This window comes from Bosea sp. ANAM02, assembly GCF_011764485.1.
In the GTDB taxonomy this organism is placed as follows: Bacteria; Pseudomonadota; Alphaproteobacteria; order Rhizobiales; family Beijerinckiaceae; genus Allobosea.
Genome location: NZ_AP022848.1, coordinates 1555507 through 1573150, shown reverse-complemented (window position 1 = coordinate 1573150; position 17644 = coordinate 1555507). Strand labels below are relative to the sequence as shown.

Annotated in this window: 18 protein-coding genes; 8 read left to right on the top strand and 10 right to left on the bottom strand. The window is 63.9% G+C overall.

What is annotated here, in order from left to right; genetic code table 11:
- Positions 1 to 61 precede the first annotated feature (61 nt).
- Positions 62 to 2143, bottom strand: coding sequence for an ATP-dependent helicase (locus tag OCUBac02_RS07545; protein ID WP_173044613.1), 2082 nt, complete (start codon positions 2141 to 2143; stop codon positions 62 to 64).
- Positions 2144 to 2272: 129 nt separating this feature from the next.
- On the opposite strand from OCUBac02_RS07545, the gene OCUBac02_RS07540 reads away from it, so the two are divergent.
- From OCUBac02_RS07540 to ku (OCUBac02_RS07530), 3 genes are all read left to right on the top strand, one after another.
- Positions 2273 to 2500, top strand: a complete 228-nt coding sequence (locus OCUBac02_RS07540; protein ID WP_173044611.1) for a hypothetical protein — start codon at positions 2273 to 2275, stop codon at positions 2498 to 2500.
- Positions 2501 to 2555: 55 nt separating this feature from the next.
- Positions 2556 to 5174, top strand: a complete 2619-nt coding sequence (gene ligD, locus OCUBac02_RS07535; RefSeq protein WP_173044609.1) for a DNA ligase D — start codon at positions 2556 to 2558, stop codon at positions 5172 to 5174.
- A gap of 75 nt (positions 5175 to 5249) precedes the next feature.
- Positions 5250 to 6038: a non-homologous end joining protein Ku gene (ku, locus tag OCUBac02_RS07530; protein ID WP_173044607.1), complete on the top strand. Its 789-nt coding sequence runs from the start codon at positions 5250 to 5252 to the stop codon at positions 6036 to 6038.
- Here the strand turns inward: ku (OCUBac02_RS07530) and ku (OCUBac02_RS07525) are convergent, their stop codons facing one another.
- Positions 6039 to 6893: a non-homologous end joining protein Ku gene (gene ku, locus OCUBac02_RS07525; RefSeq protein WP_173044605.1), complete on the bottom strand. Its 855-nt coding sequence runs from the start codon at positions 6891 to 6893 to the stop codon at positions 6039 to 6041.
- Positions 6894 to 6997: 104 nt separating this feature from the next.
- Here ku (OCUBac02_RS07525) and OCUBac02_RS07520 point away from each other — a divergent pair, with 104 nt between their 5' ends.
- Entirely contained in the window at positions 6998 to 7366 is a 369-nt protein-coding gene (locus OCUBac02_RS07520) for a hypothetical protein (protein WP_173044603.1), read from the top strand.
- 111 nt (positions 7367 to 7477) lie between these two features.
- On the opposite strand, the gene OCUBac02_RS07515 is transcribed toward OCUBac02_RS07520, so the two are convergent.
- Positions 7478 to 9049, bottom strand: a complete 1572-nt coding sequence (locus OCUBac02_RS07515; RefSeq protein WP_173044601.1) for an MFS transporter — start codon at positions 9047 to 9049, stop codon at positions 7478 to 7480.
- Between the two features lie 86 nt (positions 9050 to 9135).
- On the opposite strand from OCUBac02_RS07515, the gene OCUBac02_RS07510 reads away from it, so the two are divergent.
- Entirely contained in the window at positions 9136 to 9927 is a 792-nt protein-coding gene (locus tag OCUBac02_RS07510; RefSeq protein WP_173044599.1) for a helix-turn-helix transcriptional regulator, read from the top strand.
- A gap of 469 nt (positions 9928 to 10396) precedes the next feature.
- On the opposite strand, the gene OCUBac02_RS07505 is transcribed toward OCUBac02_RS07510, so the two are convergent.
- Both OCUBac02_RS07505 and OCUBac02_RS07500 read right to left on the bottom strand, forming a co-directional pair.
- Complete coding sequence (locus tag OCUBac02_RS07505; protein ID WP_047577867.1) at positions 10397 to 10963, bottom strand: hypothetical protein; 567 nt, start codon at positions 10961 to 10963, stop codon at positions 10397 to 10399.
- Positions 10964 to 10999: 36 nt separating this feature from the next.
- Positions 11000 to 11311 carry a PepSY domain-containing protein gene (locus tag OCUBac02_RS07500; protein WP_244639125.1) on the bottom strand — a complete coding sequence of 104 codons (312 nt, stop codon included), beginning with the start codon at positions 11309 to 11311 and terminating at the stop codon, positions 11000 to 11002.
- 146 nt (positions 11312 to 11457) lie between these two features.
- Here OCUBac02_RS07500 and OCUBac02_RS07495 point away from each other — a divergent pair, with 146 nt between their 5' ends.
- Positions 11458 to 11961 carry a YciE/YciF ferroxidase family protein gene (locus OCUBac02_RS07495; protein WP_173044597.1) on the top strand — a complete coding sequence of 168 codons (504 nt, stop codon included), beginning with the start codon at positions 11458 to 11460 and terminating at the stop codon, positions 11959 to 11961.
- A gap of 95 nt (positions 11962 to 12056) precedes the next feature.
- Here OCUBac02_RS07495 and OCUBac02_RS07490 read toward each other — a convergent pair whose 3' ends face one another.
- Positions 12057 to 12248 (bottom strand): CsbD family protein, encoded by a 192-nt coding sequence (locus OCUBac02_RS07490; protein ID WP_173044595.1) that lies wholly within the window; start codon positions 12246 to 12248, stop codon positions 12057 to 12059.
- Positions 12249 to 12323: 75 nt separating this feature from the next.
- Positions 12324 to 13157 (bottom strand): transglutaminase-like domain-containing protein, encoded by an 834-nt coding sequence (locus OCUBac02_RS07485; RefSeq protein WP_173044593.1) that lies wholly within the window; start codon positions 13155 to 13157, stop codon positions 12324 to 12326.
- A 508-nt stretch (positions 13158 to 13665) separates the two neighbouring features.
- Between OCUBac02_RS07485 and OCUBac02_RS07480 the strand changes: the two genes are divergently transcribed.
- Positions 13666 to 14073, top strand: a complete 408-nt coding sequence (locus OCUBac02_RS07480; RefSeq protein ID WP_173044591.1) for a GFA family protein — start codon at positions 13666 to 13668, stop codon at positions 14071 to 14073.
- Here the strand turns inward: OCUBac02_RS07480 and OCUBac02_RS27615 are convergent.
- The 3 genes from OCUBac02_RS27615 to OCUBac02_RS07465 all read right to left on the bottom strand — a co-directional run bounded on the left by OCUBac02_RS27615 (position 14070) and on the right by OCUBac02_RS07465 (position 15646).
- Positions 14070 to 14660 carry a CinA family protein gene (locus tag OCUBac02_RS27615; protein WP_374679281.1) on the bottom strand — a complete coding sequence of 197 codons (591 nt, stop codon included), beginning with the start codon at positions 14658 to 14660 and terminating at the stop codon, positions 14070 to 14072. The two genes, OCUBac02_RS07480 and OCUBac02_RS27615, sit on opposite strands and share 4 nt — an antisense overlap.
- A 264-nt stretch (positions 14661 to 14924) precedes the next feature.
- Positions 14925 to 15452, bottom strand: coding sequence for a hypothetical protein (locus OCUBac02_RS07470; protein ID WP_173044587.1), 528 nt, complete (start codon positions 15450 to 15452; stop codon positions 14925 to 14927).
- Positions 15449 to 15646, bottom strand: a complete 198-nt coding sequence (locus OCUBac02_RS07465) for a DUF3606 domain-containing protein (protein ID WP_173044585.1) — start codon at positions 15644 to 15646, stop codon at positions 15449 to 15451. The genes OCUBac02_RS07470 and OCUBac02_RS07465 overlap by 4 nt, the downstream gene beginning before the upstream one ends.
- Positions 15647 to 16233: 587 nt before the next feature.
- On the opposite strand from OCUBac02_RS07465, the gene OCUBac02_RS07460 reads away from it, so the two are divergent.
- Positions 16234 to 17381, top strand: a protein-coding gene (locus OCUBac02_RS07460) for an IS3 family transposase (protein ID WP_465247763.1) whose coding sequence is annotated in 2 segments (ribosomal slippage) — positions 16234 to 16482 and positions 16485 to 17381 — 1146 coding nt in all. Because the reading frame shifts where the segments join, the coding sequence is not laid out codon by codon here.
- Positions 17382 to 17644: the final 263 nt, after the last annotated feature.

Below are 17644 nucleotides of genomic sequence, written 5' to 3'. Positions count from 1 at the left end.
TCGGCATCCGATCTGAGTGCAACTGACGGGAGCCGCGAAAGGCGGGCCTGCAAGTCAGGACCTAGCGCCACAAGCCGCGCATTTGTGCTCGGATGTCGATGCGGGGACCGCTCGCCGGAAGGGGGCGTTGCACGTCGGAGGCGTGGGGCCAAAAGCACCTTTCGAAACGCGAGAGCAAGTCGTTCGGGATGAAGCGCGTCCTGTTGGCATAGACATGCCGATCTCCCGTCGCGGCCTGTCCGTGGGTAAAGAAGCGCTGTGGGATGACGAGATGAAGATCGTCCTTCGCCCGCGTCAACGCGACGTAGAGCAACCGGCGCTCCTCCTCGATCTCTTCGGATGTGCCCACTCCCAGGTCGGAGGGGATGCAGCCGTCGACGACGTTCATCACGAAGACCGATTTCCACTCTTGCCCCTTCGCGGAATGGATCGTCGAGAGGATCAGGTAATCCTCGTCGAGCAACGGCACGCCCGCCTGGTCGCTGGTCGCGTCAGGCGGATCGAGCGTCAACTCCGTCAGGAAGCGCTCGCGTGAAGGGTAGCCTGCGGCGATCAGCTCTAGTTGGACCAGATCCGCCTGCCGGATCGAGGCATCCTCGTGGATGCGTTCGAGATGCGGCTCGTACCAGCGTCGCGCCCGCTCGATCTCGGCCGGCCAGCCAGCCCGGCCGGAACGCAGCTCGGACACCGCCGCGAGGAAGTTCGGCCAGTCATCGCCGGCACGCGGCGGTGCCGGAGCCTCTCCCAGCGCGGCGATGGCGTCGGAGGCTTGGGCCATATGATCCAGCACGCGCTGCGCCGATGTCGGCCCGACGCCCGGCAGCAGTTGCAGGAGCCGAAACCCGGCGACGCGGTCGCGCGGGTTCTCGACGAACCGCAGCAGCGCCAGCAGGTCCTTGACATGGGCGGCGTCGAGGAACTTGAGCCCGCCGAACTTGGCGAAGGGGATGTTGCGCCGGGTGAGTTCGATCTCGAGCGGGCCGGAATGATGCGAGGCGCGAAACAATACGGCCTGCTGCTTCAGCGTCGCGCCCTCCTCGCGGTTGGCCAGCACGCGCTCGGCGATGAAGCTGGCCTGGTCGGCTTCGTCGCGGACATGGACCAACTCGGGCCGGGCACCCGTCGCACGATCGGTCCAAAGGTTCTTGGTGAAACGCTCGCTGGCGAGATCGATGACGCCGTTCGCTGCGGCCAAGATCGCGCTGGTCGAGCGATAGTTCTGGTCGAGCGTGATGATCTCGGCGGCCGGCGAGAAGGCCTTCGGGAAATCGAGGATGTTTCGGACGGTCGCGGCGCGGAACGAGTAGATCGACTGGGCGTCGTCGCCGACCACGGTCAGGCCGGCGCCATCCGGCTTCAGCGCCAGGAGGATCGAGGATTGCAGCCGGTTGGTGTCCTGGTACTCGTCCACCATGACATGGTCGAAGCGCCCGCCGATCTCGGCGGCGAGATCGGGATCGGCCATGACCTGCGCCCAGTAGAGCAGCAGATCGTCGTAATCGAGCACGTTCTGGTTCTGCTTGGCCTCGACGTAAGTCCCGAAGAGCTGGCGCAATTCGTCCGCCCAGGCGACGCACCAAGGGAAGGCCCGGCCCAGCACGTCCTCGATCGCAGTCTCCGCATTGACGCAGCGCGAGTAGATCGCGAGGCAGGTGCCTTTCGCCGGAAAGCGCGCCTCGGTCTTCGAGAAACCGAGTTCGTGCCGGACCAAATTCATCAGGTCGGCGGCATCCTCCCGGTCATGGATCGTGAAAGCCGGGTCGAGCCCGATCTGCTCGGCGCAGTCGCGCAGCAGCCTGGCGCCGATGCCATGGAAGGTGCCGGCCCAGCTCAGCGCGTCCGAGAGCACGCCAGCGCCGTCGCCCAAAACCTTGCGCGTGATGCGCTCGACCCGGCTCTTCATTTCGGCAGCGGCGCGGCGCGAGAACGTCATCAGAAGGATGCGTCGCGGATCAGCTCCATTGACGATGAGGTGGGCGACGCGATGTGCCAACGTGTTGGTTTTGCCCGAGCCGGCTCCGGCGATGACCAGCAGCGGCGAGGCTGCGGTTGCGCCGACGCCATGCGTGACCGCGCGGCGCTGGGCCGCGTTCAGGCCATCGAGATAGGTCGCGGCAAGCGGAGGCGAATCGAAGGCGCGCATCGCCGGATTCGAACAGTTTCCGGTTTTGTTCGCAATCACCAATCGCGCGGCCGATCAGCTGGCGGGGCACCTTCAGGGGGCGGAACAGATCTCGTTCGTCCCTGTTCTGCTATCAGCAGGGAGAATGTCATGCGTAACGATCCCAGAGACCGGCTGATCAGGGCGCTCGCAGCCCAACTTGGCGCCGAGCGTGAGACACGGGCAGCGATCGCCGAGGTCGTGGCCAATGGCCAGATGGACCGGGAGGTCCTCCTGGCATTGCTCGAAGACCCCATCCCGGCCCGATCGCAGGAGGACTTGAACCGCGCGAATAGATTGGCCGCATCGGCCGCGCGGTTCCCCGCGATCGCGGCCTGACCGGACCGCGAGTCACTATGGAGCCGAGGGCGAGGCGCCGCAGGGGGATCGATCGATGGCCGGCAAGCTCCAATCCTATCGCGCCAAACGCGACTTCAAGAAGACGAAGGAGCCGAGCGACGACGTGGCCGTGTCGTCGTCCAACCGATTGCGCTTCGTCGTCCAGAAGCACGACGCCACGCGTCTTCACTACGACTTGCGCCTTGAACTCGACGGCGTCTTCAAGTCATGGGCCGTGACCAAGGGGCCTTCGCTCGATCCGCAGGACAAGCGTCTCGCGGTCGAGGTGGAGGACCATCCGCTGGCCTACGGCGACTTCGAGGGCACGATCCCTAAAGGTGAATACGGCGGCGGGACCGTACAGCTCTGGGATCGCGGCTATTGGGAGCCGGAGGGAAAACTCAGCCCGGAGCGCCAACTCGAAAAGGGCGATCTCAAGTTCACGCTCGAAGGCGAAAGGCTCAAGGGCAGTTTCGTTCTCGTACGGATGCGTCGCGATCGGGACGGCGGCGAAAGGACGAATTGGCTCCTCATCAAGCATCGGGACGCGCACGCGACCGAGGGGAATGGCGAGGCCGTGCTGAAAACCGATACATCCGTCGCCTCCGGGCGGAAGATGGCGGCTATCGCAGCAGGCGAGGGCCGCTCACCCAAGCCCTTCCTGCTGGCCAAGGATGTGCTGGCGCCTGATGCGGAGTGGTACAGCAGCGAGGGCCTCGCCGCTCGGCGCCGCAAGTCGCCCGCGACAGAGCGTCCAGTTCGCACGACCAAGCCTGGCAAGATCCCCGCGTTTATCGAGCCCCAACTCTGCCGGTCGGTGGACAGGCCCGCCAATGGGTCCGGCTGGGTGCATGAGATCAAGTTCGACGGCTACCGGGTCCAGCTCCGCGTCGAGGCTGGCAAGGTCACCCTCAAGACCCGGAAGGGGCTGGATTGGACATCCAAGTTCACGGCGATCCAGAAGGCTGCTGCAAGCCTCCCGAATCTGATCATCGACGGCGAGATCGTCGCGCTCGATGAGAACGGGTCCCCCGATTTCGCCGCGCTTCAGGCAGCGATTTCGGAAGGAAGGACCGACGATCTCGTTTTCTTCGCCTTCGACATGCTTTTCGACTCCGACAGGGACTTGCGTGAAGAGACGTTGCTGACCCGCAAGGAGCAGCTCAGGGCCTGTCTCGACGACAACGGCGACGGCGTCATTCTTCGCTATGTCGAGCATTTCGAGACGGGCGGCGACGCGATATTGCAATCCGCCTGCAAGCTGTCGCTGGAGGGCATCGTCTCCAAGGCCGTCGACGCGCCTTACACGTCGGGGCGCAGCGACAGCTGGACGAAGGCGAAGTGTCGCGCCGGGCATGAGGTTGTGATCGGCGGCTGGGCAACGACGGCGGGCAAGTTCAGATCGTTGCTGGTGGGCGTCAACCGGGGCTCGCACTTCATCTACATCGGCCGCGTTGGGACCGGTTACAGCGCGTCGAAGGTCGAGGCCCTGATGCCGCGCCTGAAGGCGGCGGCTGCGAAAACGTCGCCTTTCACCGGCGCTGGTGCGCCGAAGCGAGAGACAGGCGTGACCTGGCTCAAACCGGAACTCGTCGCCGAAATCGAGTTCGCTGGCTGGACCGGCGACGGCATGGTGCGCCAGGCAGCTTTCAAGGGCCTGCGCGAGGACAAGCCGGCCGACGAGGTCGAAACCGACCTGCCTGCCGACCCCGCTAACACGGAAGCGCCGACATCGCGCCCGTCACGCTCGCGCCGCGGCAGAGCCGATGTGATGGGCGTCGGCATCAGTCACCCCGAAAAAGCGCTCTGGCCGGACGCCGAGGACGGCAAGCCCGTGTCCAAGCAGGATCTCGCCGAGTATTTCGCTGCCGTCGGTGCGTGGATGGTTCCCCATATCAAGGGGCGGCCTTGCTCCCTGGTGCGTGCGCCAGACGGGGTCGGTGGCGAGACGTTCTTCCAGCGCCATGCGGGAATGGGAACGTCGAACCTTTTCGAGCTTGTCCGCGTGTTCGGGGATAAGAAGCCCTATCTGCAGATCGACCGCGTCGAGGCCTTGGCGGCCGCCGCCCAGATCGGCAGCATCGAGTTGCATCCGTGGAACTGTGCGCCGGGTGACCCGGAGACGCCCGGCCGCCTCGTCTTCGATCTCGATCCAGGGCCGGGCGTCGAGTTTGCCGACGTCATCGATGCCGCCAAGAAGATGCGGGAACGATTGGAGGCGCTGGGCCTGACCAGCTTCTGCAAGACGACTGGCGGCAAGGGCCTGCATGTCGTCACCCCCTTGGCGACAGGCAAGCGCGCGTCCGTCGATTGGCCGGCAGCAAAGGAATTCGCCCGTGCGCTTTGCGCAGAGCTCGCTGCCGACGAGCCCTCGCGGTACGTCGTCAACATGGCGAAGCGCGTGCGGAAGGGACGCATCTTCCTCGACTATCTGCGCAACGATCGGATGGCGACGGCAGTGGCGCCCCTGTCTCCGCGCGCGCGGCCGGGCGCCCATGCCTCGATGCCGCTGACCTGGGCCCAGGTGAAGGCCGGTCTGGATCCGGTGCGCTTCACCGTCAGGACCGTGCCGGCCCTGCTGAGAAAGACCACGGCGTGGGAAGGATACGACGACGCCTCGGGGTCGATACGCGATGCGATCAAGAAGCTGGGAAAGCGCGCCAGGGCCGCCTAACGAATCTCGCGCCGCCGTGCCGAGGAACGATGTCGGTCACCCCCGCGTTGAGCCGAATGGATCGGGAGAGCGGACATGGCGCCACGGACGTTCTGGAAGGGATATCTCAAGCTGTCGCTCGTCACCTGTCCCGTCGCGATGATGCCAGCCCGTTCCGAGAGCGAGAAGGTCCGATTTCATACCCTCAATCGAAAGACAGGCCACCGGATCATGAGCCGCTTCGTCGATGCGGTTACGGGGAAGCCCGTCGCCGAGGATGACGAGGTCAAAGGCTACCCGAAGGGCGACGACGACTATGTGATGCTGGAAGACGACGAGCTAAATGCCGTCGCTCTGGAAAGCACACGGACGATCGACATCGAGACCTTCGCCCCCCGGTCATCCGTCGGGTGGATCTGGTATGACACGCCGCATTACCTGGTGCCGGACGGGAAGGTCGGTGAAGAAGCCTTCTCTGTCATTCGCGAGGCGATGAAGCGCACGAAGACGGTCGGTATATCGCGGGTGGTGCTCTATCGCCGCGAACGCGCTGTGCTGCTCGATGCACGCGACAACGGAATCGTACTCTGGACCTTGCGCTATGGCGACGAGGTCCGGCCGGAGAATGACTATTTCTCTGGCATCAAGAAGGCCGAGCCGGAGGCCGACTTGCGGCCGTTGATGGACAAGCTGATCACCAGCCGCACCAAGGATTGGTCACCTGTCCTCGCGCAGGACCCGGTTCAGGACGAGCTGCTTTCCATTATCAAGGCGAAGCAGAAGGGCAAGAAGCCGGCCAAGCAGTCGAAGCCTCAGGCCAGCGAGAGCAACGTCGTGAGCATCATGGATGCGCTCAAGAAGAGCCTTGAGCCGCGCCGGAAATAGTCAGCTTGCTTTTTTCCGCGGAGCGGCCGCCTTCTTGGATGCGGCCGCTTTCGCCGATGGCCTGCTAGCCTTCTTGCCGCTGCTTGCCCCCGCACTCTCGCGCAGTGCATCAAGGAGGCTGACCACCTTGGTGGGCTCAGGTCGCTTCTGCGGCTTGATCTTGCGGCCTTCGATCTTGGCCTGCACGACTTCGGCGAGAGCTGTCTCGTAGCGATCGTCAAAGCCCTTGGGATCGAACTTTCCGGCCTTCGTCTTGATGATGTGCTGGGCGAGTTCGAGCATCTCCTCGTCGATCTTCAGCTTTGGGACATCGCTGAAGGCATCATCGGCGGATCGCACTTCGTAGTCGAAATTGAGGGTCGTCGCGATCAGCCCCTTGTCATGGGGTCTGATGAGGATGGATCGCATCCGCCGGAAGATCACTGTTCGGGCAAGGGCTGCGGACTGCTTACCCTTCATGCCTTCGCGGATCAGCGCGAACGCCTCGGCTGCCAAGGGCGTGCTGGGCGCGACGTAATATGGCTTGTCGAAGAATATGTCGTCGATTTCGTCGCAGGGTAGGAATGTCTCGACGGTGAGCGTCTTATCGCTCTCGGGGATGGCGGCTGCGATCTCATCCGGCTCAAGAATGACGTAGTCACCGTCGCCCTTGTCGTAGCCCTTGACCTGATCTTCGGTCTCGACCGGCTTTCCCGAGACCTCGTCGACGAACTGGCGATGAACGCGGTTTCCGGTCTTACGGTTCAAGGTGTGGAAGGAAATCCGGTCCGAGGTCGAGGCCGCGGTGTAGAGCGAGACCGGACAGGTCACCTCGGCGATCTTGAGGACACCTTTCCAGACCGCGCGCGGTGCCATGGCTGCTTTCCTGAACTGATACTGTGAATCAACGCAGCCGAGGAACTTGCGGGAGGCGACGCTGGTTCCGCTTCTCAGCCCTTCCTGCTGTCGAAAAGATGCCCATGCCCAAGGACGACATCATCATCGCCAAAGCCATGACGGCGGGCATGCGGAGGCTGATCCTTGCAGCCTTCGTCCACCAGAAGGAGGCATCGCCAGAAGCGGCTGATATCGACTCATTGAACGAGGCATTCCGACGGGAGGTCGGGCGCCTTGCTGTTCGCGGCGAGACTGACGACGGAGAGGACGTCGAGCTGATTCCTGCAGTTCGCAACGACCTGCTGCTCTTCGTAGATGCCGCTTTTCGAGAGGCAGCGGAGCGCCATGAGCGCCAACAGATCTCATTTGCAAATTCGCTTGAGATCAAAATGTCCGCAGCTCGTGCCCGGACTCACAGGCTGCGGTATCAGGCAAGGGCCAAAAGGAGATGATTCAGTTGTCAGAGCGCAGACATTTGAAGCGACTGATCGGTGTATGGAGCGACCGCCGGTCCTCCCACCAGACGCCCGACTGGCCCGGCGGGGGACGATGGATATGGTGCCCTACTTGCCGCCCTTTATGACATCAATGCGCCGCAATGAAACGCCGGCCAGGACGGCGAGAATGGCGACACTCGCGGCACTGAACATCGCCGCGCTGCTGAACCCCGCGATGAATGCCTCCCGCGCCGTTTCCAGAAGCCCGGGAGGTAGCTGCGAAGCGACCGACGTCGCCGACCACAAGCTCTCTTTGACAGCCTCGCGCACCCTCGGGCCAAGACCTTCCGGCATGTGGCTGTGCATCGTCTGGCGGTAGACGGCAGTCGAGAGGCTGCCAAGTATGGCGATACCCAGCGATATGCCGAGATCTTGGACCGTCTCGGACATCGCCGAAGCTGAGCCTGCCTTGTCTGCGGGGGCCGATCCGACCACGAGATCCGTTCCCAGCGCGGCTATCGTGCCAAGCCCGAAATAGGCCAGCGAGAAGCCGGTGACGACGACGGCGGTGCCGGAGGCGCTGCTGTCGAGCAAGGCCAGCATCACATAGCCCGTCACCGACAAGCCAAGTGCGCCCGCCACCACGAATCCCGGCCGAATATGCCGAGAAATCAATGGCGCGGTTACGCCCGCAGCGACCATCGCGAGTGCCGGCGGCCCCATCCAGAGACCCGCAACGAGCGGGGAAAAACCGGCGACGAGCTGCAGATACTGAGTGACCAGCAACATCGTCCCGCCGACCGCGACGAGCCCGAACAGCAGCACGACGAGTGCAACGCTAAAGGCTCTATTGGCGAACAGCGCAACATCGAGCAACGGGTCGGCAAGCCGCCGCTGCCGGCGCACGAAAAGCGTGGCAAAAACGAGCCCCAGCGCAAGCGCACCGATCGGCTGAAACCCGAAATCGTCCTTGGCGATCTGCTTTATGCCATAGACCACGGGCAGCATGGCGGCGAGCGAAAGGCCGACGCTTGCCAGGTCAAGCCTGCCGGCGTGCGCCGCGCGGTATTCCGGCAGAAGGACGGGAGCCAACAGTACCAGGAGGACGACAAGAGGCACGGCGATAAGAAAGGCCGCGCCCCACCAGAAGCGTTCCAGGAGCGCGCCTCCGACGACCGGCCCCAGCGCCATGCCGAGCGCGAACGTGGTCGCCCATATGCCAAAGCCGAGAGCGCGCTGCTTCGGATCGACGAACATGTTCGTGATGAGCGCCAGGGTCGATGGCATCAGGGTTGCGCCGGCCATCCCGAGCAGCGCACGGGCGGCGATCAACATTACAGCACTCGTGGAGAAGGCCGCGAGCGTCGAGGCAACGGCAAAGGCCGCGGCGCCGATCATCAGGAGCTTGCGGCGCCCGATCCGGTCGCCAAGCGTGCCCATCGTGATCAGGAAGCCCGCAATCAGGAAGCCGTAGGCGTCCATGATCCAGAGGGCTTGCGTGCTTGTCGGCTGCAGATCGGCGGCCAGCGCGGGAAGCATCAGATGAAGAAGCGTCAGATCGAGGCCGAGCAATATGGTCGGCAGCGCCAAAAGCGCGAGCCCCATCCATTCGCGTGCGCCTGCTTTCGGGGCGGGCGAAGAAGGCACTTCGTTCGGTTTCTTGGAAAAGGAAAGGTCGGGTTCGCTCTGGAAAGCCATGTTGACTCCTCGTCGTACATGGACTTTCAAGGCGGAATTATCCTGTTACAATATGAGGAATTATCCTGTTACTTGAGGCAATAGCCTTGCCTGATCGCACGTTGGCGCGCACCCGAACCGAGCTCTCTGATTTCCTGATGCGGCGCCGGAAAAGGTTGGTAGCGGCCGAGGCAGGATTGCCCTCGGCCGGTCAGCGCCGCACGCCCGGTCTCCGGCGCGAGGAGGTTGCCGCGCTCGCAGGGGTCGGGCTGACCTGGTACACATGGTTCGAGCAGGGGCGCGATATTCAGGTTTCCGAGAGCTTTCTGCTCAGGGTGGCGAAAGCGTTGAAGCTGGACGACGCCGAGTGCGGGCATCTCTTCCTGCTTGCGCATAGGCGGCCGCCGCCGCCGGAAACCTATCAATGGCCATCCGTCGGTCCGCTCATTCAGAATCTGCTGGACGACCTCACCATGCGGCCGGCCTATGTCGTCAACCTGCGCTGGGATGTCGTCGCCTGGAACAAGGCTGCAGACGACTTGTTCGGCTTCGCGGGCCGGGAGCGGACTGAGCGCAACATCATGCGCCTCGTTTTCGCAGATCCGGAGTTTCGCCACCGCCTTCCCGAATGGCGTCACGAGGCGCCGAAGCTGCTCGCGCAGTTTCGCTATGATCTGGCGGGCCACCCAGACGATCCGGCCATGCTGGCGCTGGTGAGTGAATTGAAGCGGCTCTCCCCAGATTTCCGCAGGTGGTTCGAGCAACCGGGCCTGGAAGGCTACGCCCGTGGAATCGGCGCTATACTGGATTTGGGCGGAACCTCATCGTGCTTCCTGCACGAAATGCTGATCGTGGACGAGTATCGGCATCTCAGGATGGTCGTCTATTTTCGGCAGTAACGCCGGCCCGGTCGGTTCCCGTCATCACGGTTGTGAAGCAGAGCCCCAATGGCAGCCCGGGCATCGCCCTCGAATTCCGCCAGAACGGAATCGATTTGTTGCTCCATAGGATTCGGAGCAGGCGCCTGTTTCAGCACGATTGGCGGCATGGTTGCGCTCTCAGCCAACGGTAAAGATTCCCACCTACCTCCTCTTGCCTCCGCGCTTGGATGCCACCGAAAACGCGCTCCTCGCGCAGCTGTCCAGGAGTACGCGCCTACTGACGAGCATGCCTCCAAAACAGTCCGGATCTTATCTTGGCGTTAAACAAGCTATCCAGAGATCGGCTTCGTTGCGGATTTGCACGCCTCTTGTGCTGGATCAAAACGGATCCTCGGTAGTAGCCGCATCAACTCCATGGTCACCGACGCCCTTCAACGGAAAGGCCCCGGCATCACCGGGGCCGTCCATCGATACGCCGGCGGCTCGATCAAATGACCGCTGGGGGCACGCGCCCGGCCGCCGTGGCGTCGCGCACATACGGATCGGCGTTCTCATCGAAACGCGACCAGCCGCCAGCGCGGTAGTCGGCCTCGCGGGTCGAGCGGTCAATCGGCGTGGCGCCGTCGAGGATCGCCTGGACGGTGGCCTCGTGCTCCGGCTTGGTTCGGACGGAAACCACGGAGCCGCCGCGGCGAACCGTCTCGGCGTAATAGTTGGCCTCGTCCTCGTCGTGACCTTCCTTCACGAAGGATCCGACCAGTCCGCCGGCGGCGGCACCGGCGACGGCGCCCGCCGCCGTGGACGCCAGCCAACCGGCCGCGACGACGGGACCAACGCCGGGAATCGCGAGAAGTCCGAGACCGGTCAGCAGACCAGCGGCGCCGCCGACGCCCGCGCCGATGCCGGCGCCCTCTGCGGCATTGGTCTCACCGGTCTCGCCATCTCGGCCGACGATGCTGATGTCGCTGCTCGAAACGCCGGCTGCCTCCAGCTGTTCGACGACCGAACGGGCCGTGGCGTGGCTATCGTAGGATCGGGTCAGGGTGCGGGTCATGTCGTTCTCCAAAGTTCGGGGTGCGAGCGGTATGGATCAGTTGCGGGTGATATTGCCGCGATAGTCGACGGACACATTGACCTGCGCACCGGAATGAGTGGCCGTTCCTTTCCAGACGCCGTTGTCGTCCTTCTTGAGGGCGCCGACGTTGGAATAGCCGTTTGACTCCAGGCGGCTCTTGGCCTGGCCCTCGGTGAAGCTGTTGGCACCCGGCAGCGGGGCGTTCTTGTCGGCATCGGCCTTGGGCGCCGGCATGGGCGATGTCGTCGACGTCTGGGCCAGGGCGGCGAAGGACGTCGCGGAGGCGATCAACGTTGCGATAAGCAGCTTTTTCATGATGGTCTCCATTAGGCAGGCGGCGGCGTTTGCCGCGATGCACAACCAAACGGCAAGTTGACCACCAAAGTTCCAAGCCCCTGCCTTCAAATGGGAAGGAACACGGGGGCCTGGCGCCCGTTTGGCCTCCACCACCCACTCATCACCGGAGAACGACCATGGCCACGACCCCGAAGCCGCTCGACGACCTGTTCCACGACATGCTCAAGGACGTCTATTACGCCGAGAAGCAGATCCTGAAGACCCTGCCCAAGATGGCGAAAGCGGCGCAGTCCGCAGAGCTCAAGAAGGCTTTCGAAACCCATCGCGATGAGACCGAGGGCCATGTCGAGCGCCTCGCGGAGGTCTTCGAACTGATTGGCAAGGCCCCGCGCGGCAAGACCTGCGACGCAATCCTCGGGATCATAGAGGAAGGTAAGGCGGTCATCGAGGATTACGGCGACAGCCCCGCGATCGACGCTGGCCTGGTGGCGTCCGCGCAGGCTGTCGAGCACTACGAGATGGCCCGCTACGGCACGCTCAAAGCGTGGGCGCAGCAGCTTGGCCACAAGGACGCGGTGAAGCTGCTGGACGCCACGCTCGCCGAGGAGACGAAAACCGACAAGACGCTGACGCAGCTCGGCGGTCCGGCCAACAGCGCTGCCGTGGCGAAGGCCGCCTGATGCTGCGAAGCCTCGGCGATGCTCTCGCCGAGGCTTCAAAAGAAAAAAGGGCGGGCGCCCTTCGGCGACCGCCCCACCTGCGAAAACGCAGACGTTCAGGCTTTGTCGACGATGTTCTTCACGGCTTCCTTGCCCTTGCCGAGCGCCTGCTGGGCCTCGCCCTTACGCTCCTGCGCCACGCCTTCTGCATGCAGCCCGGGCTTGTCCATCGCCTTGCCGGCGGCCTGCTTGACGTTACCGGCGGCCTCGTTGGCCATGCCCTTGATCTTGTCGGTCGTGCTACCCATCGGAGCATCTCCTATAACCTTACCGCCCATGCGGCGTCGTGGGCTCCAACGCCACCTTGTTTGGGATGTTCCGGATCACACCGCGGCGGCGACGACCTCCTCGGTTAGGATCTCGAAGCGCTGGAGCATGTGAGGCCCGAAAGTGTGGATCATGGGGATGTCGGCAGCGTCCCGTCCTCGTGCCACCAGTATGCGACCGATCCGCGGGACGTTGTGGCGCGCATCGAAAACGTACCACTGGCCGCCGAGATAGGCCTCGAACCAAGCGTTGTAGTCCATCGGCGCGGGGTCCGGCGGAACGCCGATATCGCCGAGGAATCCGTTGCAGTAGCGGGCGGGGATATTCATGGCCCGGCATAGCGCGATGGCGAGGTGTGTGAAGTCACGGCAGACGCCGACACGCTCATTCATCGCCTGCGCAGCGGTCCGCGTGTTTCTGGCGAACTGGTAGTCGAACCCAATCTGCGCGTTGACGTAGTTGCAGATCTGCTGGACGCGATTCCAGCCAGGGGCGAAGTTGCCGAACAGGCTCCATGCCGTGGCCGACAACTCGTCGACCTCGCAGTACCGACTCGACAGCAAGAATTCGAGTATCTCGGACGGCAGGTCGTCCGAGGGGACCTCCGGCGCGTCCTTGTCCCACTGGTCGAGGACGCCAGCATCACGGACGATCATGTCGTTTGTGAAGAGTGCGCCGCCCGTGGGCACGATGAGCCGCCGGCACCTGTTCCCGAACCCGTCGATGTATTCGCGGACCGGAACGTCAGTGCCGTCGCCAAGCGACGTGACTCGAGGCGTCGGGGCGCCGACCACATCGCCCCTGCGGCTGAGGTGCGGGTCGAGCAGCGTCATGCACGACAGAGGCTGCGTCGTGGTGATCTCTATGCGGTAGCCGACGCGGATTTCCATGCTGCGATCCCGAGGGTGACGGTGAGATCGCAACACCTCGGGGATGCCTGCTGTTCCTTCACGCCCTTGGCGAGATGTCAGGCATCTGAGCGGGTCCAATTTCTTGACTTGCCGCAGCTGCCTGACGTTTCGCCCGATCCCGAGGGCGAAACGCTGTTCGGTCTTGAAATGGCGGAGGCATGCGATGCTCCGATCTTGCCGCCGAAAGAGTTCACGAGGCAGGAAGCCGTCCTAGCCCTCCTGTTTTTCGCGGAACCAAACAACGCGTTCGCAATTCTTCGCGGAGAACACGTGGAGGAAGCGCAATGTCCAACCCCAAGGACGACACAGTCGGCCAACCTCGACGAGCGACGGACAGCAGGCCTCGGCCCGGCTCGGGCACGCCTGCGGCGGGGCAGCCCAAACCCGCTCAACAAACTCCTCCCGCGACGGAGGACGGCGATCGGAAGCCCTCCGCCTCTTGGAGCCCGATCGACCCGGGCCGCCCGGTCGTGAAGAAGTAGCGCCGATGGCGTTGGTAAGGAGCGGCGGCTGTAATTGCGGCGCGGTGCGCTACCGGGCGGCCGGGAACCCGACCAGGACTGGCCTCTGTCACTGCCAGACGTGCCGGCGCGAGACGGGGTCGGCTTTTATGACCTTCGCGGTATGGCCAAGCGACGCGGTTCGAGTGACGGGCGAGACCAGTCAGTGGACAAGCTCGACCGATCACCGGACGTTTTGCTTAAGTTGCGGGTCGACGCTCTTCTCGTCCAGCGATGGCAGCAACGAGATCGAGATCCGCATCGGTTCGCTCGACGACGCTCCGAGCACGCTTACCCCGCAGTACGAGCTGTGGGTGCTACGACGGGAGCACTGGCTGTCGGCCCTGCAGGGCACGGACCAATTCGAGGGCAACCGCGACGGCGCGAAGGTTTAGAAGGCTGGAGAGACACTCTCATCTCCGAGTTGGCGCAGGGCGAATGCCAGCGCGGCAGCGACCGCCAACTGATTGAGCGCGGACGGAGTCAGTCGTCCGAACTCGCAGTGGATTGTCTGCGTCCCTGCTGCGGTCGCGCAACCTACAATCACGCGACCGATTGGGTTGCCGTCCTCGTCTGGAGCGTCGCCGGTAACCCCGGTAACCGACAGAGAGACCGTGCCGGGACTCCGTGCGAGCGCCCCCTCGGCCATCGAGACTGCGACGCGGCGGTGAACCGCGGTGCAGCCCCTAAGCAAATCCCTCGGTACACCCAGCATCTGCGACTTGGCTTCCTTGGTATAAGTCAGGAAACCGCCCTCGAAGGCAGTCGCAGCGCCGAAACAGCATGAGAGCGTCTGGCCGAGCAAGCCGGCGGTGCACGATTCCGCCACCACAACGCGCTCCTTTCTCGCAAGGCAGAGCGAGATGAGGCGCTCAGCCAATATCCCAGCGCTTTCAAGCCTATCTACGCTTAGTCCGCTGACGCGCGCCTCGTCAGAGCTATGGTTTGGCCCGGAGGGGTACGGGGGGTCTGGCGATGGCATTCCGGCTACGGCGAGTTCGCTGGCTTCTGACAGTAGGCTGACAATCGATCGAGTGTGCACCGCGATCGGATCTTTTGAGCTGCCAGTGCGGCCGCGACCCTGTCTTCGAAGCTCCTGAGGCGCGCGGACACACTCCGCAGCTCGCTAGCCGCGGGAGACCCTTCGGCGGCTCCGAACAGCTCCTCGAAGCGCTTCAAGGCCAGCGCAAGTTCCTCGAAGGTCCGAATTGGATCCGTCGTCATGTGAGATGGCCGTTCGCTCGTGCTATGTCGACCTGATGTTTCCGCTCGGGCGATTGGCGGGCGCCGCCGACTCCTGGTGATCGGATGCCCCCGCGGCATGCTTTTCCGCCGCCGCGCCCTCCTGATCGTTGACGTCGTATGGCGGATGGGGACCGCTGGAGTGGGCTGAGCGGGGATTGGGGCCTTGCCTCTCTTCACGCTCATTGCCTGGCTGGCCCGGCCGCGCGGGCGTTTTGTAATTTCCGGGAGCTGGCGTTGCCCCAGCGCCCTGCCCGCGCTCCTCCCAATTCTTCACCGCCGCGACCAAAGCAGCCAACTCGGCCGCCTCCGGCGACCCTTCTCTGGCATCAGCAAGCTGGTGGATTTTGGCCGCCGCCGCTTCGTAGGCCGCGATCGAATCGATATTCACAGGCTTCGTCTCCTCTGCGTTCCAGTCGGCCACGATGTGCTCCACCACGCCGCTGCCGGGCGAAACAATGCGGGTGCGCGAGCCGGGTTCGCAAATGAGCCAGTCGTCACCCAGTCTGCGGATCGTGAGAGTCTCGTTCACGGACCGGCCGCCAGGGTCTTCCTGCGAAGTTCGGTTTCCACGGCTTCCGCCGTGGGGCCGACCTCTCGGACTGCTTCCTCAAGCTGCGATTTGGAAACGCCGAGCCTGTCGGTCCAGTAGCGGACTTCAAAGTCTTCACTCACATCGATGCGAGAGCGGTCCCGGTAGCCGCGGTTGGTCCTGTCGTCTGCCATTCGATCCTCCCTTGAGCGGATCAATGGATCGCGAGGCTACTAGTTCCGAGGTGCCATTTCTGCTGGCAGCGGCGCCTGGGTGGCGTCCCCAATCATATCGCGACGGTCTCTGGCTGACCTTACACACAGGTCGACGTGTTCGGGGAACAACAGTGTCGAGTCCGGTGCTAATGCACCGACGGCGGCAGGTTGGGCTGGCCCTCAGGCGTGCCGTTTGGGGAAGTACCTTGAGCTCCCGATGCTCGCTCCTCGACGTACTTCAAGCGTGAGGCGGCGGTATTCGGCAGCCCCTGCGCGTCGGGCCACGAGAGGAACTCGTCCGGCTTTAGCCTAACGATCTCAAGCCCCCTTCCACGAGCCAGCCATTCGTTGATGACCCTCGTCGCAGCAGCGTGCCAGAAGTCGTAACCCTTCGGCATCTCCGCCTTTCATGCGCGAGATACCAGTGAAGCAGCCCCGAATTCCCCGGACAGGTCTCACCCTTAAAATAAGGGTTGGGAGTAATGTCGTGTCTATGACTGGTTCTTATCCGAAGGCCGAGATCCTGACCGGCCCGTCGCCGGTGGTCAGTCGCAGAGAAGCTTGAGATGGTGGCACAGACGCGCGAGGCGGGCGTCACGGTCAGCCTTGTCGCCCGTCGGTGCGGGGTGTCGCCGAACCAGCTTTTCACCCGGCGGCGGCTTGCCGAGCAAGGTGCGCTGACCGCGACGGCGGCCGAGGAGGAGGTTGTACCGGCGTCGGCCTTCCGGACGCAGCAGGAGCAGATACGTGAATTGCAGCGCCTCCTGGGCAAGAAGACGCTTGAGGTGGAAATCCTGAAGGACGCTCTCGAACTGGCGGAGGATATGAAAAAACGGAGGTTGCGGTCACTGTCGCTGCCCAAGGGCATTTTGCCATGAGCGCCGTCGCCGCCACGCTGGGCGTGGCCCGTTCGCATCTCGCCGTGCGGGTGGCGCAGCGGACGGCCGGGCGCTCGCCACAGCGCAGAGGCCGTCCGCCCCTGCCGGAAGAGGCGCTACTCGCCGAGATCGAGGCGGTCATCGACGACATGCCGACCTACGGCTATGCCCGCATCTGGGCCCGATTGCGCCGCAAGGCTCTGGCCGAGGGCCGTTCGCCCGCCAATCGCAAACGGGTCTATCGGGTGATGAAGGTCCATGGTCTTGTGCTCGACCGTCATGCTGGCGGGGTCGAGCGCCGTCACGACGGCCGCATCAGCGTCGATCAGTCCAACCTGCGCTGGTGCTCCGATGGCTTCGAGATCGGCTGCGACAACGGCGAGAAGGTCCGTGTCGCCTTCGCGCTCGATTGTTGCGACCGGGAAGCCATGGGCCATGTCGCCACCACCGAAGGCATCAAGGGGGAGGATGTCTGCGACCTGATGGTCACTGCCGTCGAGCACCGCTTCGGCAGGGTCAACCGCCTGCCGCAGACCATCGAATGGCTGACCGATAACGGCTCCTGCTTCATCGCGGGACCGACCCGCCGCTTTGCCCGCGAGATCGGCCTGGAGCCGCTGACCACCCCGGTCCAGAGCCCGCAGAGCAACGGCATGGCCGAAGCCTCCGTGCGCACCTTCAAGCGCGATTACGTCGCGGTGAATCCCGTCCCAGATGCCAAAACCGTCATGCTCGCCCTGCCGGAATGGTTCGCCCATTACAACGAGCTTCACCCTCATCGGGCGCTCGGATATCGTTCACCCCGCGAGTTCATCGCGGCCCATGCAGCATCGTGAGAAATGTCCGGGCTTTTGGGGTCTGCAACAACCAGAGCTGCTCCAAGTCCTCGGGCTCGTACCAAGGCAGAGCGACCGTGAACCCGTCGACTGTCGGTTTCACTTTCTCCGCCGCACTTGTCCAAGGCGCGCCCATAGCAATCCGAAACGAGGACGAGGTTTTTTCTCGGCGGCCCGTCCGGAGTCAAACCCCTTGGAACATGTCGAGGAGCGAAGCGCCTCGTCTGCCTCTGCGCTGAGGACGACATGGCTACCAGCCCGCG